Here is a 22,571-nt window from a genome sequence, read left to right on the forward strand (position 1 = left end):
AGTTTTAAGGTCGTGTACTAATGGGAAAGAAAATGCCTACGATAGTAGATGAAAATATATAAAATAAGAGAAAATAAAGTAATGAGAGGTCCAAGTGTTATCATGTAATCATATATGGTAAAGGCTTCGCCTTGAAAAACGGGTATGGCGTTAGATGGTTGCTCAAATGACACACGGTCGTAGAGTAAATGCCAAAAAAGGTAGGCGTAAAAAGCAGCAATAAATGAATGAATAATACGAGCGATGAAAAATGGCTTAAAACGAATATCGGATTGAGCGATAATGCTTGCGACTTGTGATTGAACACTAAATCCACAGAAGGCCAAGATAGCACTGGCGATCATTACTTTTTGTAGCAACGGAACATGATCGACTTGAGCAGTCATCTGATTTCCTTGAGTCAGTTCAAATATGCCAGAAAATAATGCTTTACTAAAATCAGGGGAGATTTGGAAAATAGATAATAATAAACCGAGCCCATGAGCGAAAAAGTCTGTAATGCCGATGTGGAATAATAATTTATTTATGACCGAAAATAAAATAATAAAGCCACCGATCATTAATAAAGTATGAATAGAAGATATTACAGCATCACCAACAAGTTTTCCTAATGGACGCTGTTCTTGTAATCTTGTTTCATGTAAGACATTAAATGCTTCCTTAAATGAAAATTTTCGCGCGGGGGGCGTCGCTATCTTAGTGTTCTTCTTTTCTTCCTTTCGTCCGTAAAACCGCATGATTAAACCTACAGTTAAATTACCAAGATAATGGGCTAAAGCAAGGATAATCCCTAATTTTGTATTATGAAAGAAACCAACAGACACTGCGCCAAAAATAAACAAGGGATTGGAACAGTTAGAGAAGGAAACAAGTCGCTCTGCTTCCAGACGTGATATTTGTTTCTCTTGTCTTAATCTTACAGTGAACTTTGCTCCAGCTGGATAACCAGATGCCATTCCCATGGCTAACACAAAGCCACCTACACCTGGAACTCTGAATAGTGGTCGCATGAGTGGTTCTAATAGTACACCAATAAATTTTACTACACCAAAACCGATTAAAACCTCGGCTATAATAAAAAACGGTAAAAGTGAAGGAAAAACAATCTCCCACCACATTTCGAGGCCCCTTCTCGATGCATCAACGGATTCTTGTGGATATAATATAAGTGAAACGGCGATTAATGATGCCGAAAGTGCAAGCATGACTGTTTTTAACTTTGAACGTGACACGAACGAGCCTCCCTTATGTAATACGGCTGGAACACAATGTAAGCATGTCCTTCTTCTATTGAATATACGACGACAGATGAAAAATTAGACCATTGATTTCAAAATGACATTTACTTACTATTGATGAATCTTCATTTTAAAAAGATTCGAACTTTACAAAAAAGTATGGAAATATCTGAAAATGAAATCATTCGTCTGTTAACTAAAGCAACTATTTATACATAAGATAATAAATAGTATTTTGTTGTTTGATATCAATACATTAAAGAAGAAAGACAATCATTTTATGAAAGGGATTGGAGGGAAAGATTTTGGTTCGACCAAAAATAGGTCTTGCTCTCGGATCTGGTGGTGCGCGTGGGTTTGCACATCTTGGTGTAATAAAAGCGCTTGTGGATGAAGATATACCAATTGACATGATTGCAGGGAGCAGTATGGGGGCAATGGTAGGCTGCTTTTACGCTACAGGAATAGATATTGAAACATTATATAAATTTTCCACTGTTTTTAAAAGAAAGTATTATTTAGATTTTACGGTCCCTAGAATGGGATTTGTCGCTGGTAATCGAGTGAAGGAATTCATCCGTGTATTCACACAAGACAAGAAAATAGAAGATTTAAATATTCCTGTTTCTGTAGTCGCAACTGACATCCAGAAGGGAGAAAAGGTTATTTTTCAAGACGGGCCAATAGCAGAAGCTGTTAGAGCAAGTATATCTATTCCTGGTATTTTTGTACCTGAAAAGGTTGAAGGACGGCTACTAGTTGATGGAGGGGTTATTGACCGTGTGCCTGTTTCAGTTGTAAAAGATATGGGCGCAGATATTATTATTGCTGTTGATGTCTCAAGAGTAAATGTTCAGACAGAGATACACTCCATTTATGATGTTATTATGCAGAGCCTAGATATTTTACAAATGGAGAATGTGATTAACCGTGAAATAGCATCCAATGTGATGATTCGACCAAGTGTAGAGATGTATAGTTCAAAAGCTTTTACAAATATAAATGAAATAATTAAGATAGGAGAAGAGGAAGCGCTCAAATATATCGACACAATAAAAGAAATTATCAAAAATTGGAAGGAGCCAAATGAATGAAAAGAAAAATTTGGGCTCGCTCCTTCTTCGTCTTAGCATTACTCGTCCTTGTTACTTCTTTTATACAACTTCCTTATTATGTCTCAAAGCCAGGTATGGCGAAAGAATTAGAACCAATCATTGAAGTTGAGAATGGTGACAGCGCTACAGGTAGTTTCATGCTTACGACTATAAGAATGGGCAAAGCTAATATTTATACTTATTTATGGGCAAAATGGCAAAAATATCAACATATTTATCCTATCGAGGATATTCGAAGAGATGATGAAACAGATAGAGAATATCAGTTAAGGCAATTATACTTAATGGATAACTCCAAGCAGTCAGCCATAGAAGTGGCATATCAACATGCTGGATTAGATGTGAATTACAATTATCAAGGTGTGTATGTACTTAATATTATGGAAGGTATGCCAGCAGAAGGGAAACTTGAAGCATCAGATAGGGTAACAAAAGTAGATGGAAAATCTTTTCAATCTTCGGAGCAATTCATTGATATGGTTTCATCAAAATCGGAAGGTGATAGCATATCCCTTACGTTTGAAAGAAATGGGGAACAAAGAGAAACCGATATCGAACTAGAGAAAATTGCTGCGACTGGGAAGGCTGGTGTGGGCATTACTTTAGTGGATGATAAAGAGATATCAGTAGATCCAGAAGTGGCGATTGATACAAGTGAAATTGGAGGTCCATCAGCTGGCTTTATGTTTTCATTAGAAATTTATAATCAGTTAGTTGAGGGAGATTTAACAAAGGGTTATGAAATCGCTGGAACTGGCACAATCTCACCAGATGGCACAGTAGGGCGCATCGGTGGAATAGATCAAAAAATTGTGGCTGCAGATAATGCCGGCGCAGACATTTTCTTTGCACCGAATGAGAATAATAGTAATAAGTCAAACTACAAAGAAGCTGTTAAAACAGCTAAAGATATTGATACTGATATGAAAATCATCCCAATTGACACTTTTGCTGATGCCGTGAAGTACTTAGAAGGGCTAGAAAATAAATCATAGATCCAAGGACCTGTCGTGTGGGGCATGTAATGTATAAACGGAGAGATTCTGCTCAATCATCAGAAATTCTCCGTTTTTTTTATGAGATTTATTTCTGCTTAGTTATAAGTAACACCAAATTATACAATCTATGTAAATTTATTCGAATTCTATTGCCTAGGTGTACAAGTAGTGTGAAGAATGAAGAGGAGAAGGACCTAGCTCGGTCAACTAGAAATAGCCAATCAAAGGAATTTATATGTACATCTGGAGTGGAAAACTTCAAGATAGATAAGCAAAACGGTCTTGCGCGTCCATCCAGAATTAAAATGATAAAGATAGCAGAACAAAAGGGAAAAGTGCGTCTATCCGTAGTGAAAAAAGCCAAGATAGCAGTCACAATCGAATTTCGCGTCCATCCAGATTAAAAAAATGAGAGATAGACGAGCAAAAGCAGTTTTATTCGACCATCTCTCAAACATTGTTTTTCGCAGTAAACATTCGGCACGTATCTATATCATTTGTCATAAATGATTGGTGGTTGGCTAAAGTCAAGTTTTAAAAGCTCCTGCTGTTGTGGAGAATTAGCTGCAAGCGCATATATTCTAGTTGCTTTAAGATCTAGTGCTAATGACTCTCGATTTTTGTCTGAGACCTTAGAAATGAGAGGAAGCTTAAACTCGCCTTTATATTTATTTAAGTAAACCCTTCCTTTTTTGGACATACCAAGGAGGCGAAGGTATGGTGCTTGTTTTAAATGTGACATAGATTGTTTACCTGCATTGATAAGTATATATAAACAAATTCTCTGGATGCGTGTCCAAGTATATCGTTTTGTTTTCACTGCTTCCATAAATGTTTGAAAAGAAGTTGAAGCCTTGCTCGCTTCGATTAAACGGAATTCGATTCCTTCTTCAACCTCATAAATTTCTCTAAGTTGAGCAGGTGACGAACTGAGCAAGCGGTATTGTAGCATAGGCCAATACAGTTCCCAATGATGCAGAACTCCAAACTTTTTATAATACGAATGCAAGGCTTCATATGAGGTTCTCGGCATATATTTAAAAGTTTCTTCTATATTTGCTTCTTGAGAAAATATCTTTTTTCTTATGCTAGTTGCACTTGCTATGGTTGATGAGTTAAAGTCTTCATCATGGTACTCGGCATTCTTTCTTGCGATGGTTGTTGGCTCCATTTTCGCATTTTGTTGCTTTATAGCTTTTATGTATTGGAAGCCAAGAATATTATTTGGTTTAGTTAGGTCCACTATTTCTTCATCGATGGTCAATTGTTGGAAAGCAAGAGATGCAGATTTAGGATAACTATAGCCTTCTTTACTATAATTTCTAATCAGTTGGTTATACTTCTTTTCATGTTGATGTAACTGACGATAAGTTGATAAAAAGGGCTGTATACTACCTTGCTCACTACCAAATGATAAATATTGACACAGAGTGGCATCGAGTATTGAAATGGCTCCATTTGCAAATATATCTGCTTGAGATGTCGCAAATGAAAAAGGAAGTTCAAAAACAAGGTCACAACCACCAGCCAATGCCATTTCAGCCCGTGCCCATTTTGATACGATTGCCGGCTCTCCTCTTTGCAGGAAATTACCACTCATCACACAAATCACCACGTCTGCACCTGTTTCTTTTTTTGCTTGCTCTACTTGATAGGCATGCCCATTATGAAAAGGATTATATTCAACGACAATACCAACAGCTTTCATCTGTTAACCACTCCTTCTTAAATCTTAATTATAAATGAAGAAATAAAATTTCACTAATGCTTACATAAATCGACGATAAAGGTTTGCAAATTGAACAAAATTGGTTACAATACTAAGAGAAAATGAGATAAATGAATCTCTTTTCAATAACCTTCTGACTGTAAAGAAAAAATATTGACAAATAATTATATGAAAGCTATAATTACCTTTGTTGCCTTGGGGTGATTTATATGAAATGGACTTTAAGTCAGTTACAGAAATATCGAAGCAAGGACTTCTCTTTTGATGAAATCGTCAATGTTGATGAAGTAATCAAAATGGATGCTGAAATCAGAGATGCATCGCCAATGAGAATTACTGGTCGAGCAGATATTGATTCTGAGAAAGTGATTGTCCATTTTAAAATGGAAGGTCATTTGATTCTCCCTTGTTCTCGCACATTAGTTGACGTTAAATATCCAATTAGTGTGGAAACAATTGAAACATTCCTCTTGAAAGATAGTGATTATGAAACTGAAGAGGAAGTTCATCAAGTGCAAGGTGATGTAATAGACATGATGCCTATTATACATGAACTGCTTGTGCTTGAGGTCCCTATGCAAGTATTCTGCGATGATAGCGGTGAAGAGGGCGCTCCTCAATCAGGAAAAGATTGGGAGGTCATTTCCGAGCAAGAGAAAACGGAAAAGATTGATCCACGTCTTGCTGGACTTGCTCAGCTACTTAATCAAAAGGATTCTTCTGATTCATAACTGGAAGAAAACAGTGAAAGCTGGTCTTAATAATTTTTTCTTCATAGTGTATGTTCAAAATATAGAGAGGTCTTTTCTACTCTATTTTATTAATAGAAGTTAATCCTCAAGTTTGAACGACTCTAAATCTCTATAAGGAGGTGGGAATAATGGCTGTACCTTTTAGAAGAACATCTAAAACTGCAAAAAGACAACGTCGTACCCATTTTAAATTACAGGTTCCTGGTATGGTAGAATGCCCAAATTGTGGTGAAATGAAACTTTCACACCGCGTTTGTAAAGCTTGTGGAACTTACAAAGGAAAAGAAGTTGTAAACAACTAATTTTTCATATGACAAAACGCTGGAGCAATAAAAGCTTCAGCGTTTTTTCTATTGTCAATTTAGCTGGCAAAAGTAGATATGTTATGCAGTGGAGTATTCTTGAGCACCCGTAATCACCTATTACGCATCTACAACTTGAGAAAAGGTTCATACTAGAGCGAGAAAGAACTGCATTTCGAAGTGGAATCTTATTAGGCTGAATCAGTAGGAATAATGGATTTAAACCCGTCAAACATAAAAATGATAATGAAAAACCAAGGTATAAGCCCAATGGACCTAAATGCTTTGCAAAACGGATTCCTAATTATTTTAGTTAAATTATACTTTTTAAAGGAGATTTGATGATAATGAGCAGTTATTCAATACATAAAGAAGAAAATTTGCTTGTATTCATGATTACTAGAGAACATAAGAGAAATGCCATTAATTATGAGGTAATGGATGGCCTACTTAAAGTAATTAAAATGACTAAACAAGAAGCAAATATAAAAGGGTTGGTCATCACTGGAGAAGGAGAGAGTGCTTTTTGCTCTGGTGGTGACTTATCCGCTTTTCAAAATTTGATCACTGCAGAAGATGCCTATAACATGCTATCTAAAATGTCAAAAATTTTATATAAGCTCACTACACTCAACAAGCCGACAATTGCCCTTATTAATGGAACTGCAGTAGGTGGTGGTTGTGAACTAGCTACAGCATGTGATTTCCGCATCGCTAAAAAAGGAACGAAAATGGGCTTTATTCAAGGTACTTTAGCCATTACTACAGGTTGGGGCGGAGGTAGCCTATTGTTAGAGAAGTTGGAGAACGAAGTCGCTTTAAAGTTACTGATGGAAGCTAGGCCACTCCCGGCAGAAGACTTGTATAATAAAGGTTTTATTCATGCTATTTATGATCAAGTGAGTATGGAAGTAGTGCAACAATTCTTTGCCAACATTAATAGAATTCATACAAATGTTTTATCTGCCTATAAAGAGATCCTTGTTCGTAAGTGGAAGGTCACACAATTAGAAAAAAGAATGGAAGAAGAAGTTCGCACTTGCTCGACCCTTTGGAGTATGGAAAGTCATCATCAAGCGGTAAATAAATTTTTAACAAAAAATAAGTAAATAAAGAAAACGAGTGAATATCCCATGTTTAAGTCTATCTTTTCTAGTATAAGCATAAGATGAAATAAAAACACTACTAGGAGGGGTTAGGGATGTCTTCTACTCGTCAAGATGCGTGGTCACAAGATGAAGATGTTTTGCTAGCTGAAGTCGTTCTTCGCCAGATAAGAGGGGGAGGAACACAACTTCAAGCATTTGAAGAAGTGGGTAAAAAGCTATCAAGAACAGGTGCTGCGTGTGGGTTTCGTTGGAACTCTTATGTAAGAAAGCAATATAAGAAAGCGATAGATGTAGCAAAGAAACAACGGAAAGAATTAAAGAACCGTAAAAAGGACCCAGAACTAACATCATTGGTTGTTGAAGAGGTGGCAAAAGATAAACATGTTTCAACAAGCCACCCGCAATTAAGCTTTAATGAAATTGTAGAGAGCCTTAAATCTGTATTTGAACAAGCGGAAAACGCCAATTCTGCTGAAAAAAACTCATTATCTCAGTATGAGGGGAAAATTATTTCTTTAGAAAAACAAACATTTTATTTAGCTGCTGAAAATGAAAGGTTATTAAAAGAAATACAAACATTGGAGCAGGATTATAAGGCGCTTGTAGAAATAATGGAGAAGGCAAGAAAAATGGTTGTACTAAAAACGGACGATCGCGAAAAGAATGTTCGTGTTTAGTTTCTATCCTACAATTTATTGATACTATTTATACTTAAATTTCCTTATCCATTTTTATTTTAAATTATAAACATAAAAGAGCACTCCATCCTAATGGAGTGCCTATTTATGTTTATTCGTCTTCTTTTAAAGATTCCTTTACCATACCTTCGGGAAACCATAGAACGGGATTTTCCCCTAAATCCCTATCCATATCATATTGGGCTGAAGTGAAGCCCATCTTTTCCCAGAATTCCTTTGACTTAATTCTTGTGTTTGTCTTAATAGGTAGGTTAAAGCTCTTGGCGAAGTTAACAAGTGCTGTTCCATAACCTTTTGATTGATAATCCTTCAATACTTCAAGCTTCCAAAGTTCTAAATAATCATGAGAAGGTTGGAAGTAACGGTCGAATTTAGCTTCTACTTTATAAAGACTCATGCGGGCAACAAGTAGGTCCCCAAAGTAAATGCCATAAAAAGGCGATTGGCTTCCGTTTTCTATTATATTGCCTTCGAGATCCTCGAGCATTGATAATTCTTGAAGACCATATTCTTTAAACTTTTTAAAATCTTCTAAGGTTCTGTAATTTACTTTTAGTCTTTCAACTTTATAGCTCATGATTCATCCCCCTAAAACACCTATGTAATTTATTGAATGCGCTTACTCTATATCATTATATAACAATATTAAGAAAATTTCTTTAGTAAACTGTCATTCTTTTATCATTCAAGACATAAAAATGTATTGTTCAAAAATAAACGTAAGCGTTTTCAATAAAAAAGAAGGAAAAAGAGCGAACCTTGTAGAAATAGGGAATATTGCGATAAATTAATTTTATTTGCATTTGGTTAATGTAACAACGAACGAAGGGAGAATAAATGATTGCAGAAAATTTTAATTGCCAATAGAGGAGAAATTGCCTTAAGAATTATTAAAACTTGTAAAGCACTGGGGATCGAAACGGTAGCAATATACTCAGAGGCAGATGAAGGGATGCCTTTTGTTATTGAGGCAGATCAAGCATTTTTAATTGGACCACCACCGGTCAATAAATCTTATTTAAATGTTGAGAAAATCATTCAAATAGCTTTAGCAGAGAAAGTTGATGCCATTCATCCAGGCTATGGTTTCTTATCGGAAAATGCAGAATTTGCTAGAAGAATTCATGCAGCAGGTATTATCTTTATCGGTCCAAACCCTGACACAATTGAAAAAATGGGAGATAAGATTATATCTAGGCAAACGATGGAAAAAGCGGGTGTACCTATTGTGCCCGGTAGCAATAGTGGTGTTGTAACAGTTGAAGCTGCTCTGGCTTTAGCTGAAACATATGGTTACCCTATTATGCTTAAGGCAAGTGGGGGCGGTGGTGGAATCGGTATGGTGCGCTGTGAAACTGAGCAAGCGCTCAAAAATGCCTTCTCCTCGACAAAATCAAGAGCGAAAGCATATTTTGGCAGTGATGAAGTATTTGTAGAAAAGTGTATAGAGGGTAGTCGTCATATTGAGGTACAAATATTTGGTGATGATAAGGGACAAATTGTTAGCTTATTTGAAAGAGATTGTTCTATTCAAAGAAGGCATCAGAAAGTCATTGAGGAATCGCCTAGCCCTTCTCTTTCAATGAAAACGAGGGATAAGATGCTTGAGACTGCTATTAAAGCAGGAGAGGCAGTAGGTTATAAAAATGCTGGTACCGTTGAATTTATCGTCGATGCGGATGAGAATTTCTACTTCCTTGAAATGAATACACGTCTCCAAGTCGAGCATCCTGTCACAGAACAAATCACCGGGATTGACCTTGTAGAATGGCAAATTGATATTGCTAAAGGAAATGAACTTCCCCTTAAGCAAAGTGAAATCAAATCAGTTGGACATGCGATGGAGTTCCGCCTGTATGCGGAAGACCCCGTTACATTTATGCCTTCACCTGGTACGATTAGTAAACTAAAATGGGGAAACCTTGATGGTATCCGTATTGATTATGGCTATGTTGAAGGTTCTAAAGTAACTCCGTTTTACGATCCAATGATAGCGAAATGTATTATAAATGGCGAGAATCGAGAGGAAACATTACAAAAGGCAGCACAATTTTTTAATGATCTAGAAATTTCTGGTATTAAAACGAATGCTCCGTTGTTTGTAGAAATTTTAGCTGATCAAGATTTTAGTAAAGGTAAATATACAACTGATTTTTTGAAAAATAAATCTTTAATAAAAAAACAGTAATACCATCCAAGGAGGAAAAGAAAATGAAAGAAATCGTAGCAAATATGGCAGGTACAGTTCTTAATGTGTTAGTTGCAAATGGTGATGAAATTACTGCAGGGCAGGAAGTGCTTGTCTTAGAAAGTATGAAAATGGAAATTCCTGTTGAGAGCAATGAAGGCGGTAAAGTAGCTGAATTAAAAGTTAATATCGGTGATTTTGTAAATGAAGGCGATTCTTTATTAGTTTTAGAATAAGGAGAGATAAATCATGACAACGATACAAACATTAACAGACGATTTAAAAGAGAGACGAAAGAAAATTGAAGCAGGTGGTGCACCTAAATACCACGAAAAGCTTGAAGGCCAAAATAAATTATTTGCACGAAAGCGTTTGGAACTATTATTGGATGATGGTTTTTACGAAGAAGATGGTAAGTTTGCTAACTGTAGTGAAGAAGGATTGCCAGCTGATGGAGTCATCACGGGAGTAGGAAAGATTAATGGGCGCACAGTTTGTGTGATGGCGAATGATTCTACTATTAAAGCAGGTTCATGGGGAGCTAGAACAGTTGAAAAGATTATTCGAATTCAAGAAACAGCTGAAAAACTTAAAGCTCCATTGCTATATTTAGTAGATTCAGCCGGTGCAAGAATAACTGATCAATTAGATATGTTTCCAAACCGTAGAGGTGCTGGGAGAATTTTTCATAATCAAGTAAAACTTTCAGGTGTTGTACCACAAGTTTGTTTACTATTTGGACCATCTGCAGCAGGCGGCGCGTATATTCCCGCATTTTGTGATATTGTCATTATGGTAGACGGGAATGCTTCTATGTATTTAGGATCACCAAGAATGGCGGAAAAAGTGATTGGGGAAAAGGTTTCCTTAGAAGAAATGGGCGGAGCAAGAATGCATTGTTCTGTTAGTGGTTGTGGCGATTACTTAGCATACAGTGAAGAAGAAGCGATTACGGTTGCACAAAACTATTTATCTTATTTTCCGGGGAATTTTCAAGAGTTACCTCCAACTAAAGAACCTGTAGCGCCTAAAGCTGGTAAGTCTTTAGAAGAGATCATTCCTGTGAATCAAAATGCCCCATTTGATATGTATGAATGTATTGAACAACTAGTTGATGAGAATAGTTTTTTTGAAATGAAGAAATTATTCGCTGCTGAACTTATTACTGGAATAGCGAGAATAGATGGAAAGCCAGTCGGGATTATAGCGAATCAGCCAAAGGTTAAGGGTGGCGTTCTTTTTGTTGACTCGGCTGATAAAGCAGCAAAGTTTATCTCACTATGTGATGCTTATCATATTCCATTGTTATTTCTAGCGGATGTTCCAGGGTTTATGATTGGCACAAAAGTAGAAAGAGCAGGTATTATTAGACATGGTGCGAAGTTAATTGCTGCAATGAGTTCCGCGACAGTACCGAAGATTTCAGTTATTGTCAGGAAAGCTTACGGTGCGGGATTGTATGCGATGGCGGGACCTGCTTTTGAACCGGATTGCTGTATTGCCTTACCAACTGCTCAAATAGCCGTTATGGGACCTGAGGCTGCAGTTAATGCTGTTTATTCTAATAAGATTAATGAAATTGAAGATATGAAAGAGCGCATTGCGTATGTACAAGAAAAACAAAAAGAATATAAGGAAACAATTGATATTTATAAATTGGCATCGGAACTCATTATAGATGATATTATCGCTCCAGGCGAGCTTAGAAGTGCCCTTATTAACCGCTTTGAGTTATACGCAACAAAAGATATACCAATCGTTTCTAGAAAACACCCAGTAAATCCAGTTTAAAGACCCTACCCTGACCTTTCTTAGGAGAGTAATCAGGGTTTTTTCTTTTATAGATATTGATTGATTGAATTTCTGGAAATGTACAATCTACCAATTGATCTTATCGGTGCTAATGTTTAAGTTTTGCTTTCTCAGTTGATTGATAAACTCAGTTTTGTTTTTAGGTGAAATGGCAATTGTTTTGAACTTCCCATAATTAATTTCAAGTTTATCAATAGACAAAGCAGGATCTGTAAACGGGTTTTTCGTTTCCGTAACGCTGTGTATTTCAGCTAACTTGATTGTCCACCTAAAAGGGCCATATTGAATAGTAAGAACATCGCTTTTAATTGTATACCCTGTCTTAAACCAAATCCACAGCAGACATAATCCAATGAGCGATAAAGTAGAGATTTTTATCCATTGTTTATCTAGGAACGATGGGCTTATCCAAACACCGAAGTTTGGAAAGAAGATGGGTGGAATAATAAAAAACAATGCACATAACCAATAGATTATTGACAACCATAAATCTTTCTTTGATGGAAAATACATATCATCATTTCCTTTCGTTATTATGCATACGCTTTTCTTGTTTAATCGGTTTCGTAAATGTTGAAAAATTCACAAGTATGTTCGTATTACCTCATTTCATTATTTATTTTAAAAGTGAAACGAATGTACTCTTTTAGATCTATATTGTTTATTTGCATGTAGAATTTTTAGTAATAATTATGTTATACCTAGTCAAACAAAAAAGAAAAATAGATGAAACTTTCAAGAAAAAAAGAATCGTCTCACCTTTCAATAGCGAAATTTGCTAAAATGAGACTAAATACATTGTGAGTGAAGTGATAATGATGAAAATTGGGATTATTGGCGGAGGTTCTATCGGACTATTATATGCCTTCTATTTAAATAAACAACATGAGGTTACTCTTTATGTGCGTTCAGATGAGCAAAAGGACATTATCTCCTTAGAAGGTATCTTTTTAAATACGAAAGAAAATCGGAGGAATGAACGTATTCATGTTGAATATATACATAATTGGAAAGGGCAAGATGAGATTACCTTTGTTGCTGTAAAAGAATATCACCTTGACACACTCCTTGCCACTCTTAGCATACATACAAAAACGTTATTTATCTTCCTGCAAAATGGTATGGGTCATTTAGAAAAGCTCGAACGGTTAAAAAATCAACAAGTCTATATTGGTACAGTTGAACATGGTGCACTAAAGGTAAATAAAAATGAAGTGAATCATACGGGGTTAGGAGTAACAAAGCTTGCTCCTTTAACGGAAAATGCTGAACCCATCCAACTTTCAAATGTAATGGCTAATAGCGAAGATTTTCCATTCATGCTTTATCAGAACTATGAGGACATCATGCTGAAAAAATTAGTTGCAAATGCTGTGATTAACCCTTTAACAGCCATTTTAAAGATTCGAAATGGTTTACTAATTGAAGACCCATCTTATTTTAAAGTATTTAAAATCTTATTTACAGAAGTAACAGCTGCGCTTTCAATTAAAGATAGTCAAGAGATTGAAGCATATGTTGTATCAATTTGTAGGAAGACTGCTCATAATCAATCATCTATGTTTAAAGATATTGTTGAAGGCAGGAAAACAGAAGTTGATGCAATTGTTGGTTACTGTCTTACCCAAGCAAATAAAAATCAAGAAAGTGTACCATTATTAACATCTTGTTATTTTATGATCAAGGGGATGGAGAAAAAGGGGGAGAAAGATTGAGTGTATTTTTATCCTCGATGATTGCGACATTTATTACTATACCATTTCTAGGGTATTTACTCGTTTTTATCATTTGTAAACAAGTGACGAAAAAGCATAAGAAATCTGTACATCTAGCTCTTGATTTTAGCACATTGTTGCTCATTCTCTCTGTCCATTTTATGATTGCTTCAATTTGGAATCGCTCATACATTTGGTTGATTTTTCTTTTCCTTATTAGTACTGCTATACTTTATCTATTGTATTATTGGCGGGTTAAGCAAGAAATAGATTACGGTAAATTGTTCAAAGGATATTGGCGCATTAATTTTTTGTTTTTTCTCACTGCTTACTGTGTTTTAATAGCAATTGGTATTTTTAACAGAATTAGTCATTTGATGTTTTAAAAAAGACTCTTTAGTTGACTAAGGAAATATATTATCATTATGAATGATGAAATCAAAAGAAGTTAAAATCTAGCCCATCATAAGCAAAGTTTTTTTCTTTTCTTTTCTGACAATGCTATACTCATAAAGATACTTGGAAAATGTGTTTAGAAAGGAAGTTCATAGATGGAGATTTTGCATCTCACAATACCGGCCACTAATCGGTTTGCAACAGAGTATACTGCTCAAGATGAGAAAATTCAGCCATACTTCCACTACCGTTATAATCATATTAGTGATTTAAAGAGACGTATAGAAGAACTTGGTCAGAGAAATTTTTCACGAGATAAGCTAGTAAGTCATATAAGTGATTTCATGAATGGCTTTCCAACATCTGAGAAGGTACAAGAATCTCTTAAAAAGCTAAATGATGATAAAAGTGTAGTTGTTATTGGAGGGCAGCAGGCAGGTATAATGACTGGACCTCTTTATTCCATACATAAAGTCATTTCTATCATTGCCTTTGCTAAGGAAAAAGAGCGGGAATTAAATATTCCTGTTGTACCTGTTTTTTGGATTGCTGGTGAGGATCATGATTATCAAGAGGTAAACCATATTTATCGTTATGAAAACAACCAAATGAAAAAGCTGGTTTATCCAGAATCACCGAATGATAAAAAGATGGTATCAAATATCGCTATTGATTCAGATGTTTGTATCAAGTGGGTTGACGACATCATTGAGTCATTTGGTGAAACCGCATTTACAAAAGATATTATGTCATTCATTCATAAGGCTATAGAACAATCGAAAACATATGTAGACATATTTGCTCATTTAATTATGGGGATGTTTAAAGAACATGGTCTTTTATTGGTTGATTCAGGTAATGCGCAATTAAGACAATTGGAAAAGGGCATATTAGCTGAGCAAATCAAAGCTGCGACAAAAATGACAACAGCTGTGCTTGAAAATCAACAGAGATTACAAGCTGATGGTTATGCAAAAATGCTAGAAATTAGTGAAAATGCTGCTAATCTCTTCTATTATGATGAAGTTTTTAAAGAGAGAATCCTACTTGATTACAATCATCAAACCCAATGTTTTGTGAATACAGATGCTAAAATAAGCTTCACATTAGAAGAAATGTTAACGATGGCTGAAACAACACCCGAGAAACTGAGTAATAATGTTGTTACCAGACCTTTAACACAGGAATTACTTTTCCCCACATTAGCGTTTATTGCTGGACCAGGGGAAATCGCGTACTGGGCTGAACTGCAAAAAGTGTTTGAGCAGTTCTCTTTAAAAATGCCGCCACTTGTCCCACGCTTGAATTTCACGATTTTAGAGAGAGCAATTGAATCGGAAATGACAGAGCTTGGATTACAATTAGAAGACGTATTAATGAATGGTACTGAAGAACGAAAGAATAAATTTCTTCAATCAGTCCAAAGTAAAGAACGAGATGAAATCTTAAGCGAATTACAAGCGAAAATTGAAGAATCTTATAAACAGTTGTTAGCTTATACTTCAGAGAAAGAAAAGGGTATGTACCCACTCGTAGAAAAAAATCAAGCACTTGTACAAAAGCAAATTGCATTTATACAAACTAAATTTAAACAATCGACTGAGCAAAAATATACAAATATACTCTCGAAATTTGATCGTATCCAATCTTCCGTAAAACCAGACGGTATCCCACAAGAAAGGGTTTGGAATGGACTTTATTTTATCAATAAGTATGGTTTATCATTCTTCTCCCGGATTCTCGATCATGAACTACCTTTTGATGGTACGCATAAAGTGATGAAGGTATAAAGCAAAAGACTTAAATACTTCTCAATATTAGAGGAGGATTTAAGTCTTTTTTTGTGCACAAAGTAAAATAATAGGCACATAAAAGGTGGGAGAGGTTTAGGCTAGCCAAACGACAAGGGAAGATTTTGTAGTTGTCCGTAAGAATATGTCTTTGTCGATTTTTAAAATGTGTGACTAACGAATCTTCTTCTTTTGACAATTCTCTTTCAGCTTAATTCAAAATGAAATGGATAAGGTAAAAAAAGCAAATATTTTTGTAAAAAGATAGCGAAAGAAAAATATTTGAAAAATAAAAAAACAGCAGGAATTTATTGGACGTGAGCGAATCATTTAAAATAGTGGAGGAAAGTGGGGGAATGTGGTACATTTGTGTTAGAAAGTGGGTGAAGCGGGTATGTTTATGGGAGAATACCATCATAATGTTGATACAAAGGGCCGCTTAATCGTACCTGCTAAATTTCGTGAGAACTTAGGAGAGACATTTGTATTAACACGAGGTTTGGATCAATGTTTATTTGGTTATCCCTTAACAGAATGGAAAGAGCTTGAAGAGAAACTTAAAGCTTTACCCATGACAAAAAAGGACGCCCGCGCTTTTACCCGATTTTTCTTCTCGGGTGCAACAGAATGTGAAATTGACAAACAAGGACGAGTAAATATCGCTTCCCCACTAATGCAATATGCAAAATTAGATAAAGAATGTGTCGTATTAGGTGTTTCCAACCGAATTGAGATTTGGAGTAGAAGCCTTTGGGAAGAATATTTTGCAGAGTCAGAAGAATCTTTTGCTGAAATTGCAGAAAATATGATTGGCTTTGATATTTAAACAAGGCCTAACCCGAATGAATACATAAGGGGACTTTTACACACAATTACAGGTTGGGAAGGATGAGCAACAATGTTTAATCATACAACAGTACTTTTAAAAGAGACCGTAGATGGACTAAATGTGAAAGAAAATGGGATATACGTGGATTGTACTTTAGGTGGAGCTGGGCATAGTGAATATTTATTATCACAGCTCTCAAGTGAAGGAAGGCTATTCTCTTTTGACCAAGATGAAACGGCAATTGAGAATGCGAAGGAGAAACTTGCTAAGTACAGTGGGCAAGTGACACTGGTAAAAAGTAATTTTAGTCATTTAAAGGAAGAATTGAATGCAAGAGGGATTTCTGAAGTGGATGGTATTTTGTATGACCTAGGTGTTTCATCTCCTCAATTGGATACACCGGAAAGAGGTTTTAGTTATCATCATGACGCTCCGCTCGATATGAGAATGGATAAGCAAGCGGAGGTTTCAGCCTATGATGTTGTCAACCATTGGTCATATAACGAACTTGTGAAAATCTTTTTTAAATATGGTGAAGAAAAATTTTCTAAACAAATTGCAAGAAAAATTGAGTTAGCAAGAGAAAAAGCGCCGATAAAAACAACAGGTGAATTAGTAGATTTGATCAAGGAAGGCATACCTGCCCCAGCTAGAAGAAAAGGGGGTCATCCAGCTAAGCGGATTTTCCAAGCGATACGCATTGCTGTTAATGATGAATTAGGGGTATTCGAGCAGTCATTAGAGCAAGCGATGGGCTTGCTAAAAAGTGGTGGGAGAGTGAGTGTTATTACATTCCACTCGTTAGAGGATCGTATTTGTAAAGCGGCTTTTAAAGAGGCCAGCTCAACACCAGATCTACCACCGGGACTGCCGGTTATTCCTGATGAATATCAACCTAAGATGAAATTAGTGAACAGAAAACCTATTATTCCATCTGAAGAGGAGTTATCCCATAATAATCGATCTCGTTCAGCTAAACTCAGGATTATAGAAAAAATATAAAATAAAAGAGACACACTCAGGAGGGGAAATATGGAGAATGTAGCTCGTAAACTACAGCAAGAACAACATGTATCTAATCAGCCGGCTCAAGCGCCAAAAAAGAAAATAAAAGATCGTAAATCATTGCTCTCGCCTGGAGAAAAAATAATGGGTATCGTATTTGCGGGTGCAGTTTTCTTTGGCGCCACAACAATTATTTCAAATCAAGCAGGTTTATATGAAGTAAATGCGGAAATTCAAGACACGCAAAAAGCAATCACTGAACAACAGAGTGTGAATAGTGATTTAAAAATGCAAATCGAGGAATTAAGTCGTCCAGACCGTGTAAAACAAGCAGCTGAAAAATCTGGCTTTGAAATGAATGAATCTCCTAAGGTTGTTGGTGGTGAGTAATGTATAAGAAGCAAAGAAATATGAATGTTGGAGCAGCGATATTGTTTATGATATTCAGTCTGCTCTTTTTTGTCTTGCTTTTCCGGTTTATCTCTATTCAAGTGTCTGGTGAAGCGGGTGGTAAAGTCATTGCTGCACAAGCTGAACAGTTGTACCAAGGTTCAACAACCATTGAATCTAAACGTGGGACAATTTACGATCGTAATGGCAATGTCATTGCTGAGGATAGTACAGCTTACACTTTAGTTGCCGTCTTATCAGAAAAAATGACCAAGAATAAAGATAATCCGAAACATGTGGTTGAACCAGATGAGACGGCAAAGCAATTAGCTGAAGTCATTGATATGGAAGAGTCTGAAATCTACGAAAGATTAACAATCAATGAGAGGCGAGGCAAGGATGAACAGTTATTCCAAGTGGAATTCGGTCGTGCAGGTCAAAAATTAACAGTTAGTCAAAAGAAGAAAATAGAAGAGTTAGAGTTGCCAGGTATTGTTTTTCAACCGCAAACCATCCGTTTTTACCCTAATGGAACTTTTGCCTCGCATCTTATCGGGTATGTTGATTCCGTAGAAGGTGAAGATGGAAAACTCGAAGACAAAGGAATTATGGGCTTAGAGAAGAGCTTGAATGATTTAATGTTAGGGGAAGATGGCAAGTTTTCTTATGAAAAAGATATTTGGGGATACTTATTACCAAATGGTGAAGAAGTCGTAGAAAAAGCAGAAGACGGAAATGATGTATATTTAACAATCGATAATAAAATTCAAATCTTTTTAGAAGAAGCAATGAGCAAAGTAAGTGAAAAGTATGACCCAGAAAAGATGGTCGCCGTTGTCGCTGACCCGAAAACAGGCGAAATTCTTGCGATGAGCCAACGACCTACATTTAATCCAGAAACACGGGAAGGCATTGACCAAACATGGCGTAATCTCGCTATTGAGGATTCGTTTGAACCAGGTTCAACAATGAAAGCTTTTACGTTAGCAGCGGCAATTGAGGAAGGGGTATTTACACCTAATGCAACCTTCGAATCTGGTACGTATAAAGTTACGGAAAAATCTCCACCAGTAAGAGACCATAATAATGGACAAGGATGGGGTTCAATTACGTATTTAGAAGGCATTCAACGTTCTTCTAATGTAGCGATAGCGAAAATGGTAAAAGATCAACTAGGCTATGAAACATATCGAGAATACTTGACGAAATTTGGTTTTGAAGAACCAACCGGAATTGATTTACCTAATGAAGCTGGAGGGAAAATCGTTTACGAATGGCCATTTGAAAAAGTAACAACGGCTTATGGTCAAGGAACCGCTATTACACCCATTCAACAAATACAAGCGGCGACTGCTATTGCTAGTAATGGGTCTATGAAGCAGCCTCATGTAATAAGTGAAATAATTAACCCAAACAATGATAAAGTGGTAAAAGAAGCAAAAGAAGAGATTAAGGGTCAACCGATTTCTGAGAATACAGCCAAGGAAGTTAGAAAGGTATTGGAAACGGTTGTCTCTTCTGAGAATGGGACAGGCCATAACCATTATCAAATTGATGGCTACAAAGTAGCTGGTAAAACAGGAACAGCACAAATACCCAAAGAGGGTGGTGGCTATATTACAGGGCGAGAAAATTATGTGTTCTCCTTTTTAGGAATGGCACCTGCTGAAGACCCTGAATTACTAGTATATGTGGCTGTTCAGCAACCGGAGCTTGAAAATACAGAAACAGGCAGCGATCCTGTTTCAGAAATTTTTAAACCGGTTATGAAGAATAGCTTAAGTTATTTAAGTATTGAACCTACTGACTACGATAAACTTCAAGTGAGTAAAGGATTGAATTTTGAAGGAAAATCTGTTGAAGAAGCGAAGAAGTCATTGGAGAAAAATGGTATGCAGCCAATTATTATCGGTGAGGGTAAAAAGGTTGTAGAACAATCACCAGGCGCTACAGAAAGTGTGTTAGAAGGTGAAAAGGTTATTCTTAAAACGGATGGGAAGCTTACTGTTCCAGACTTAACTGGTTGGTCGATGAGAGATGTGATGAAGTTCGTTAAGCTATCTAATCTTAAGCTTAACAGTGTGGGCAACGGTTTTGCTGTCAAGCAAAATCTAGCTCCAGGAAGCGCTATAAAAGAGAATGAATACTTAATCGTAGATTTTCAACAAAGTGGAAAGAAAACCTCTACTAATGAGGGAGAAGAACTGAAAGATGATAAAAGTGCGAGCGAACAGTAGAAGTTAAAGACGAGCTTCTGTTCTAAAAATAATGTACAAGCATAAAATGGAACGAGCCAGATAAAAAAGGAGGGTTCGTTCCATTTATGCGTGTATCTAATGTAACCGTTCGAAAAAGATTAATTGCTGCATTATTTATTGGGTTATTTGTTTTTTTAATTATTGATGTTCGCTTGGGCTATGTCCAATTTTTTATAGGAAATGTTCTCACAGATGGAGCCAAAGAATTATGGAGTAGGAATATCCCCTTTGAGCCTGAAAGAGGGGAAATTGTTGATCGGAACGGAGTCGCTTTAGCAACCAATGTAAGTGCTCCAACGGTTTACGTCGTCCCGAGACAAATTACCGAGCCTGACGATGCTGCTGAAAAGTTAGCCGCTACGCTTAATTTATCTAAAGAAAAAGTATTTGAAGAAATTACAGAGAAACAATCGAGTGTAAGAATTACTGGTGGCAGAAAAATCACCCATGAAAAAGCAAAAGAAGTAAGGTCATTAAATATAGATGGTGTATATATCGGTGAGGATTCTAAAAGGCATTATCCGTTTGGTGATTATCTATCCCATGTGCTCGGTTTTGCTGGCGTTGATAATCAAGGGTTGATGGGTCTAGAATTATACTACGATAAAGAACTAAGTGGAGAAAAAGGATCGGTTAAGTTTTATGCAAATGCAAAAGGACAGAGAATGAATGATATGGCTGATGATTATCAAGCACCCGTTGACGGTGATACATTAAAGTTAACTGTTGATACAAAAGTACAAACAATTATTGAAAGAGAACTTGACAATGCAGAGGCTAAGTATAATCCAGATGGATTAATAGCGATTGCGATGGATCCGAATACAGGAGAAATTCTCGGAATGTCTAGTAGACCGACATTTGATCCTGCAAATTTTCGTAATGTATCTGCAGATGTGTATAATCGTAATTTACCTATTTGGAGCTCCTACGAACCAGGATCAACTTTTAAAATTATTACATTGGCAGCCGCATTGGAAGAGGGGAAAGTTGATCTAGATCATGATCATTTTCACGATCCAGGTTATGTAGAAGTAGGCGGAGCCAAGCTTCGCTGTTGGAAAAAAGGTGGACATGGTTCACAAACCTATTTAGAAGTGGTACAAAATTCTTGTAACCCAGGTTTCGTTAATCTTGGTGAACGGTTAGGAAAAGACACTTTATTTAAATATATTCATGATTTTGGTTTTGGAGAAAAAACGGGGATTGACTTACAAGGGGAATCTACAGGAATACTATTTAACTTAGATAAAGTAGGACCAGTAGAGCAAGCGACAACGGCATTTGGTCAAGGGGTATCAGTCACACCCATTCAGCAAGTTGCTGCCATTTCTGCAGCTATAAACGGTGGAACATTGTATACACCATATATTGCTAAAGAAATCGTGGATTCTAAAACAGGCGATGTCCTAAAACAAGTCACACCTGAAGCGAAACGAAAGGTAATATCAAAAGAGACATCAACTGAGATTCGCAGAGCATTAGAAACCGTAGTTGCTCAAGGGTCAGGTAAGAATGCATTTGTTGAAGGGTATAGAGTAGGAGGTAAGACAGGAACAGCCCAGAAGGCTCAAGGTGGTAAATATCTAGAAAACAACCATATTGTTTCCTTTATTGGCTTTGCACCAGCTGACGACCCTGAGATTGTCGTTTATACAGCTGTTGATAATCCGAAAGGCACGGTCCAATTTGGTGGTGTTGTAGCTGCTCCGATTGTTGGTAACATTATTGGTGATAGCTTACGAGCTATGGGAGTTGAACCTAGGAAAGATCAAGTAGAAAAAGAGTATGCTTGGCCAGATACACCGCTTTTAGAAGTACCTGATTTAGTAGGTATAACAAAATTGGAGTTAGGTGAGATGATGATTAACCTTCAAATTGAAGCTAGTGGACAAGGAGATACAGTTGTAAAACAATCGCCTCTTCCTGGTACAAAAATCAAAGAAGGTTCCACCATACGCCTCTATTTCAACGATGAACAGCATGATGACACTGAGGAAGGCGGCGATTAAAAGCCGCCTTTTTCTAAGTTTATGATTATAATCAATCAGCATATGTAACAAAGGAGCTAGAGGTTGAGTCCAATAATTAGTAGGGTTTAAATAGCGTATAATGGATGATAAGAAGGCTTTTGGCGGATCAAGTGCTATTATTTTTATAAAAAAAACCGTTTAAACGAGGCAATTATAAGAAACTCATAGAAAATTATCGCTGAATCATGTAAAATATTATACGCCTATCATCTTT

At 36.4% G+C, this 22,571-nt stretch carries 22 protein-coding genes; 18 read left to right on the forward strand and 4 right to left on the reverse strand.

Going from position 1 to position 22,571, the window contains the following annotated elements:
• Nucleotides 1–17: 17 nt before the first annotated feature.
• Nucleotides 18–1,232, reverse strand: a complete 1,215-nt coding sequence (gene ylbJ / locus MKX83_RS09955) for a sporulation integral membrane protein YlbJ (protein WP_095369636.1) — start codon at nt 1,230–1,232, stop codon at nt 18–20.
• A gap of 311 nt (nt 1,233–1,543) precedes the next feature.
• On the opposite strand from ylbJ, the gene MKX83_RS09960 reads away from it, so the two are divergent.
• The 3 genes from MKX83_RS09960 (at nt 1,544) to MKX83_RS09970 (ending at nt 3,755) form a co-directional block, all read left to right on the forward strand.
• The gene (locus tag MKX83_RS09960; protein WP_307314603.1) at nt 1,544–2,332 is read left to right on the forward strand and encodes a patatin-like phospholipase family protein; all 789 of its coding nucleotides are present in this window, start codon (nt 1,544–1,546) and stop codon (nt 2,330–2,332) included.
• Nucleotides 2,329–3,348 (forward strand): SepM family pheromone-processing serine protease, encoded by a 1,020-nt coding sequence (locus MKX83_RS09965; RefSeq protein WP_095369634.1) that lies wholly within the window; start codon nt 2,329–2,331, stop codon nt 3,346–3,348. The genes MKX83_RS09960 and MKX83_RS09965 overlap by 4 nt, the downstream gene beginning before the upstream one ends.
• 173 nt (nt 3,349–3,521) lie before the next feature.
• Nucleotides 3,522–3,755, forward strand: coding sequence for a hypothetical protein (locus tag MKX83_RS09970; protein WP_095369633.1), 234 nt, complete (start codon nt 3,522–3,524; stop codon nt 3,753–3,755).
• Between the two features lie 89 nt (nt 3,756–3,844).
• Here MKX83_RS09970 and MKX83_RS09975 read toward each other — a convergent pair whose 3' ends face one another.
• Entirely contained in the window at nt 3,845–5,059 is a 1,215-nt protein-coding gene (locus MKX83_RS09975; protein WP_341055221.1) for a nucleotidyltransferase, read from the reverse strand.
• A gap of 230 nt (nt 5,060–5,289) precedes the next feature.
• Between MKX83_RS09975 and MKX83_RS09980 the strand changes: the two genes are divergently transcribed.
• The 4 genes from MKX83_RS09980 to MKX83_RS09995 all read left to right on the forward strand — a co-directional run bounded on the left by MKX83_RS09980 (nt 5,290) and on the right by MKX83_RS09995 (nt 7,920).
• A complete protein-coding gene (locus MKX83_RS09980; RefSeq protein ID WP_341055223.1) occupies nt 5,290–5,811 on the forward strand; it encodes a YceD family protein in 522 nt (173 codons plus the stop codon).
• 149 nt (nt 5,812–5,960) lie between these two features.
• On the forward strand, nt 5,961–6,134 hold the full coding sequence (gene rpmF, locus MKX83_RS09985; protein ID WP_095369631.1) for a 50S ribosomal protein L32: 174 nt from the start codon (nt 5,961–5,963) through the stop codon (nt 6,132–6,134).
• A gap of 347 nt (nt 6,135–6,481) precedes the next feature.
• Nucleotides 6,482–7,243: an enoyl-CoA hydratase/isomerase family protein gene (locus MKX83_RS09990; protein WP_095369630.1), complete on the forward strand. Its 762-nt coding sequence runs from the start codon at nt 6,482–6,484 to the stop codon at nt 7,241–7,243.
• Between the two features lie 92 nt (nt 7,244–7,335).
• Nucleotides 7,336–7,920 (forward strand): RsfA family transcriptional regulator, encoded by a 585-nt coding sequence (locus MKX83_RS09995; RefSeq protein WP_095369629.1) that lies wholly within the window; start codon nt 7,336–7,338, stop codon nt 7,918–7,920.
• A 112-nt stretch (nt 7,921–8,032) separates the two neighbouring features.
• Here the strand turns inward: MKX83_RS09995 and MKX83_RS10000 are convergent, their stop codons facing one another.
• Nucleotides 8,033–8,518: an N-acetyltransferase gene (locus MKX83_RS10000; protein WP_095369628.1), complete on the reverse strand. Its 486-nt coding sequence runs from the start codon at nt 8,516–8,518 to the stop codon at nt 8,033–8,035.
• Nucleotides 8,519–8,782: 264 nt separating this feature from the next.
• Between MKX83_RS10000 and MKX83_RS10005 the strand changes: the two genes are divergently transcribed.
• Genes MKX83_RS10005 through MKX83_RS10015 form a run of 3 tightly spaced genes read left to right on the forward strand, consistent with a single transcriptional unit; the run spans nt 8,783 to nt 11,920 of the window.
• Complete coding sequence (locus tag MKX83_RS10005; RefSeq protein WP_341055231.1) at nt 8,783–10,129, forward strand: acetyl-CoA carboxylase biotin carboxylase subunit; 1,347 nt, start codon at nt 8,783–8,785, stop codon at nt 10,127–10,129.
• 23 nt (nt 10,130–10,152) lie between these two features.
• A complete protein-coding gene (locus tag MKX83_RS10010; protein WP_095369626.1) occupies nt 10,153–10,365 on the forward strand; it encodes a biotin/lipoyl-binding carrier protein in 213 nt (70 codons plus the stop codon).
• A gap of 13 nt (nt 10,366–10,378) precedes the next feature.
• A complete protein-coding gene (locus MKX83_RS10015) occupies nt 10,379–11,920 on the forward strand; it encodes an acyl-CoA carboxylase subunit beta (protein WP_307314581.1) in 1,542 nt (513 codons plus the stop codon).
• A gap of 87 nt (nt 11,921–12,007) precedes the next feature.
• Here MKX83_RS10015 and MKX83_RS10020 read toward each other — a convergent pair whose 3' ends face one another.
• A complete protein-coding gene (locus tag MKX83_RS10020) occupies nt 12,008–12,454 on the reverse strand; it encodes a PH domain-containing protein (RefSeq protein ID WP_095369625.1) in 447 nt (148 codons plus the stop codon).
• 287 nt (nt 12,455–12,741) lie between these two features.
• Between MKX83_RS10020 and MKX83_RS10025 the strand changes: the two genes are divergently transcribed.
• The 8 genes from MKX83_RS10025 to MKX83_RS10060 all read left to right on the forward strand — a co-directional run bounded on the left by MKX83_RS10025 (nt 12,742) and on the right by MKX83_RS10060 (nt 22,336).
• The gene (locus MKX83_RS10025; protein WP_341055233.1) at nt 12,742–13,656 is read left to right on the forward strand and encodes a 2-dehydropantoate 2-reductase; all 915 of its coding nucleotides are present in this window, start codon (nt 12,742–12,744) and stop codon (nt 13,654–13,656) included.
• Nucleotides 13,653–14,042 (forward strand): DUF3397 domain-containing protein, encoded by a 390-nt coding sequence (locus MKX83_RS10030; protein ID WP_095369623.1) that lies wholly within the window; start codon nt 13,653–13,655, stop codon nt 14,040–14,042. Before MKX83_RS10025 ends, MKX83_RS10030 begins: the two co-directional genes overlap by 4 nt.
• Nucleotides 14,043–14,207: 165 nt before the next feature.
• A complete protein-coding gene (gene bshC / locus MKX83_RS10035; protein ID WP_341055235.1) occupies nt 14,208–15,842 on the forward strand; it encodes a bacillithiol biosynthesis cysteine-adding enzyme BshC in 1,635 nt (544 codons plus the stop codon).
• A gap of 394 nt (nt 15,843–16,236) precedes the next feature.
• Nucleotides 16,237–16,668, forward strand: coding sequence for a division/cell wall cluster transcriptional repressor MraZ (gene mraZ, locus MKX83_RS10040; RefSeq protein ID WP_095373480.1), 432 nt, complete (start codon nt 16,237–16,239; stop codon nt 16,666–16,668).
• A gap of 72 nt (nt 16,669–16,740) precedes the next feature.
• The gene (rsmH, locus tag MKX83_RS10045; RefSeq protein ID WP_095369621.1) at nt 16,741–17,673 is read left to right on the forward strand and encodes a 16S rRNA (cytosine(1402)-N(4))-methyltransferase RsmH; all 933 of its coding nucleotides are present in this window, start codon (nt 16,741–16,743) and stop codon (nt 17,671–17,673) included.
• A 30-nt stretch (nt 17,674–17,703) separates the two neighbouring features.
• Nucleotides 17,704–18,066: a cell division protein FtsL gene (ftsL, locus tag MKX83_RS10050; protein WP_095369620.1), complete on the forward strand. Its 363-nt coding sequence runs from the start codon at nt 17,704–17,706 to the stop codon at nt 18,064–18,066.
• Nucleotides 18,066–20,303 (forward strand): penicillin-binding protein, encoded by a 2,238-nt coding sequence (locus MKX83_RS10055; RefSeq protein WP_095369619.1) that lies wholly within the window; start codon nt 18,066–18,068, stop codon nt 20,301–20,303. The genes ftsL and MKX83_RS10055 overlap by 1 nt, the downstream gene beginning before the upstream one ends.
• Before the next feature lie 86 nt (nt 20,304–20,389).
• Nucleotides 20,390–22,336 carry a stage V sporulation protein D gene (locus tag MKX83_RS10060; RefSeq protein WP_095369618.1) on the forward strand — a complete coding sequence of 649 codons (1,947 nt, stop codon included), beginning with the start codon at nt 20,390–20,392 and terminating at the stop codon, nt 22,334–22,336.
• Nucleotides 22,337–22,571 lie beyond the last annotated feature (235 nt).

It is taken from the genome of Cytobacillus sp. FSL M8-0252, from assembly GCF_038007345.1.
Lineage (GTDB): Bacteria > Bacillota > Bacilli > Bacillales > Cytobacillaceae > Cytobacillus > Cytobacillus kochii.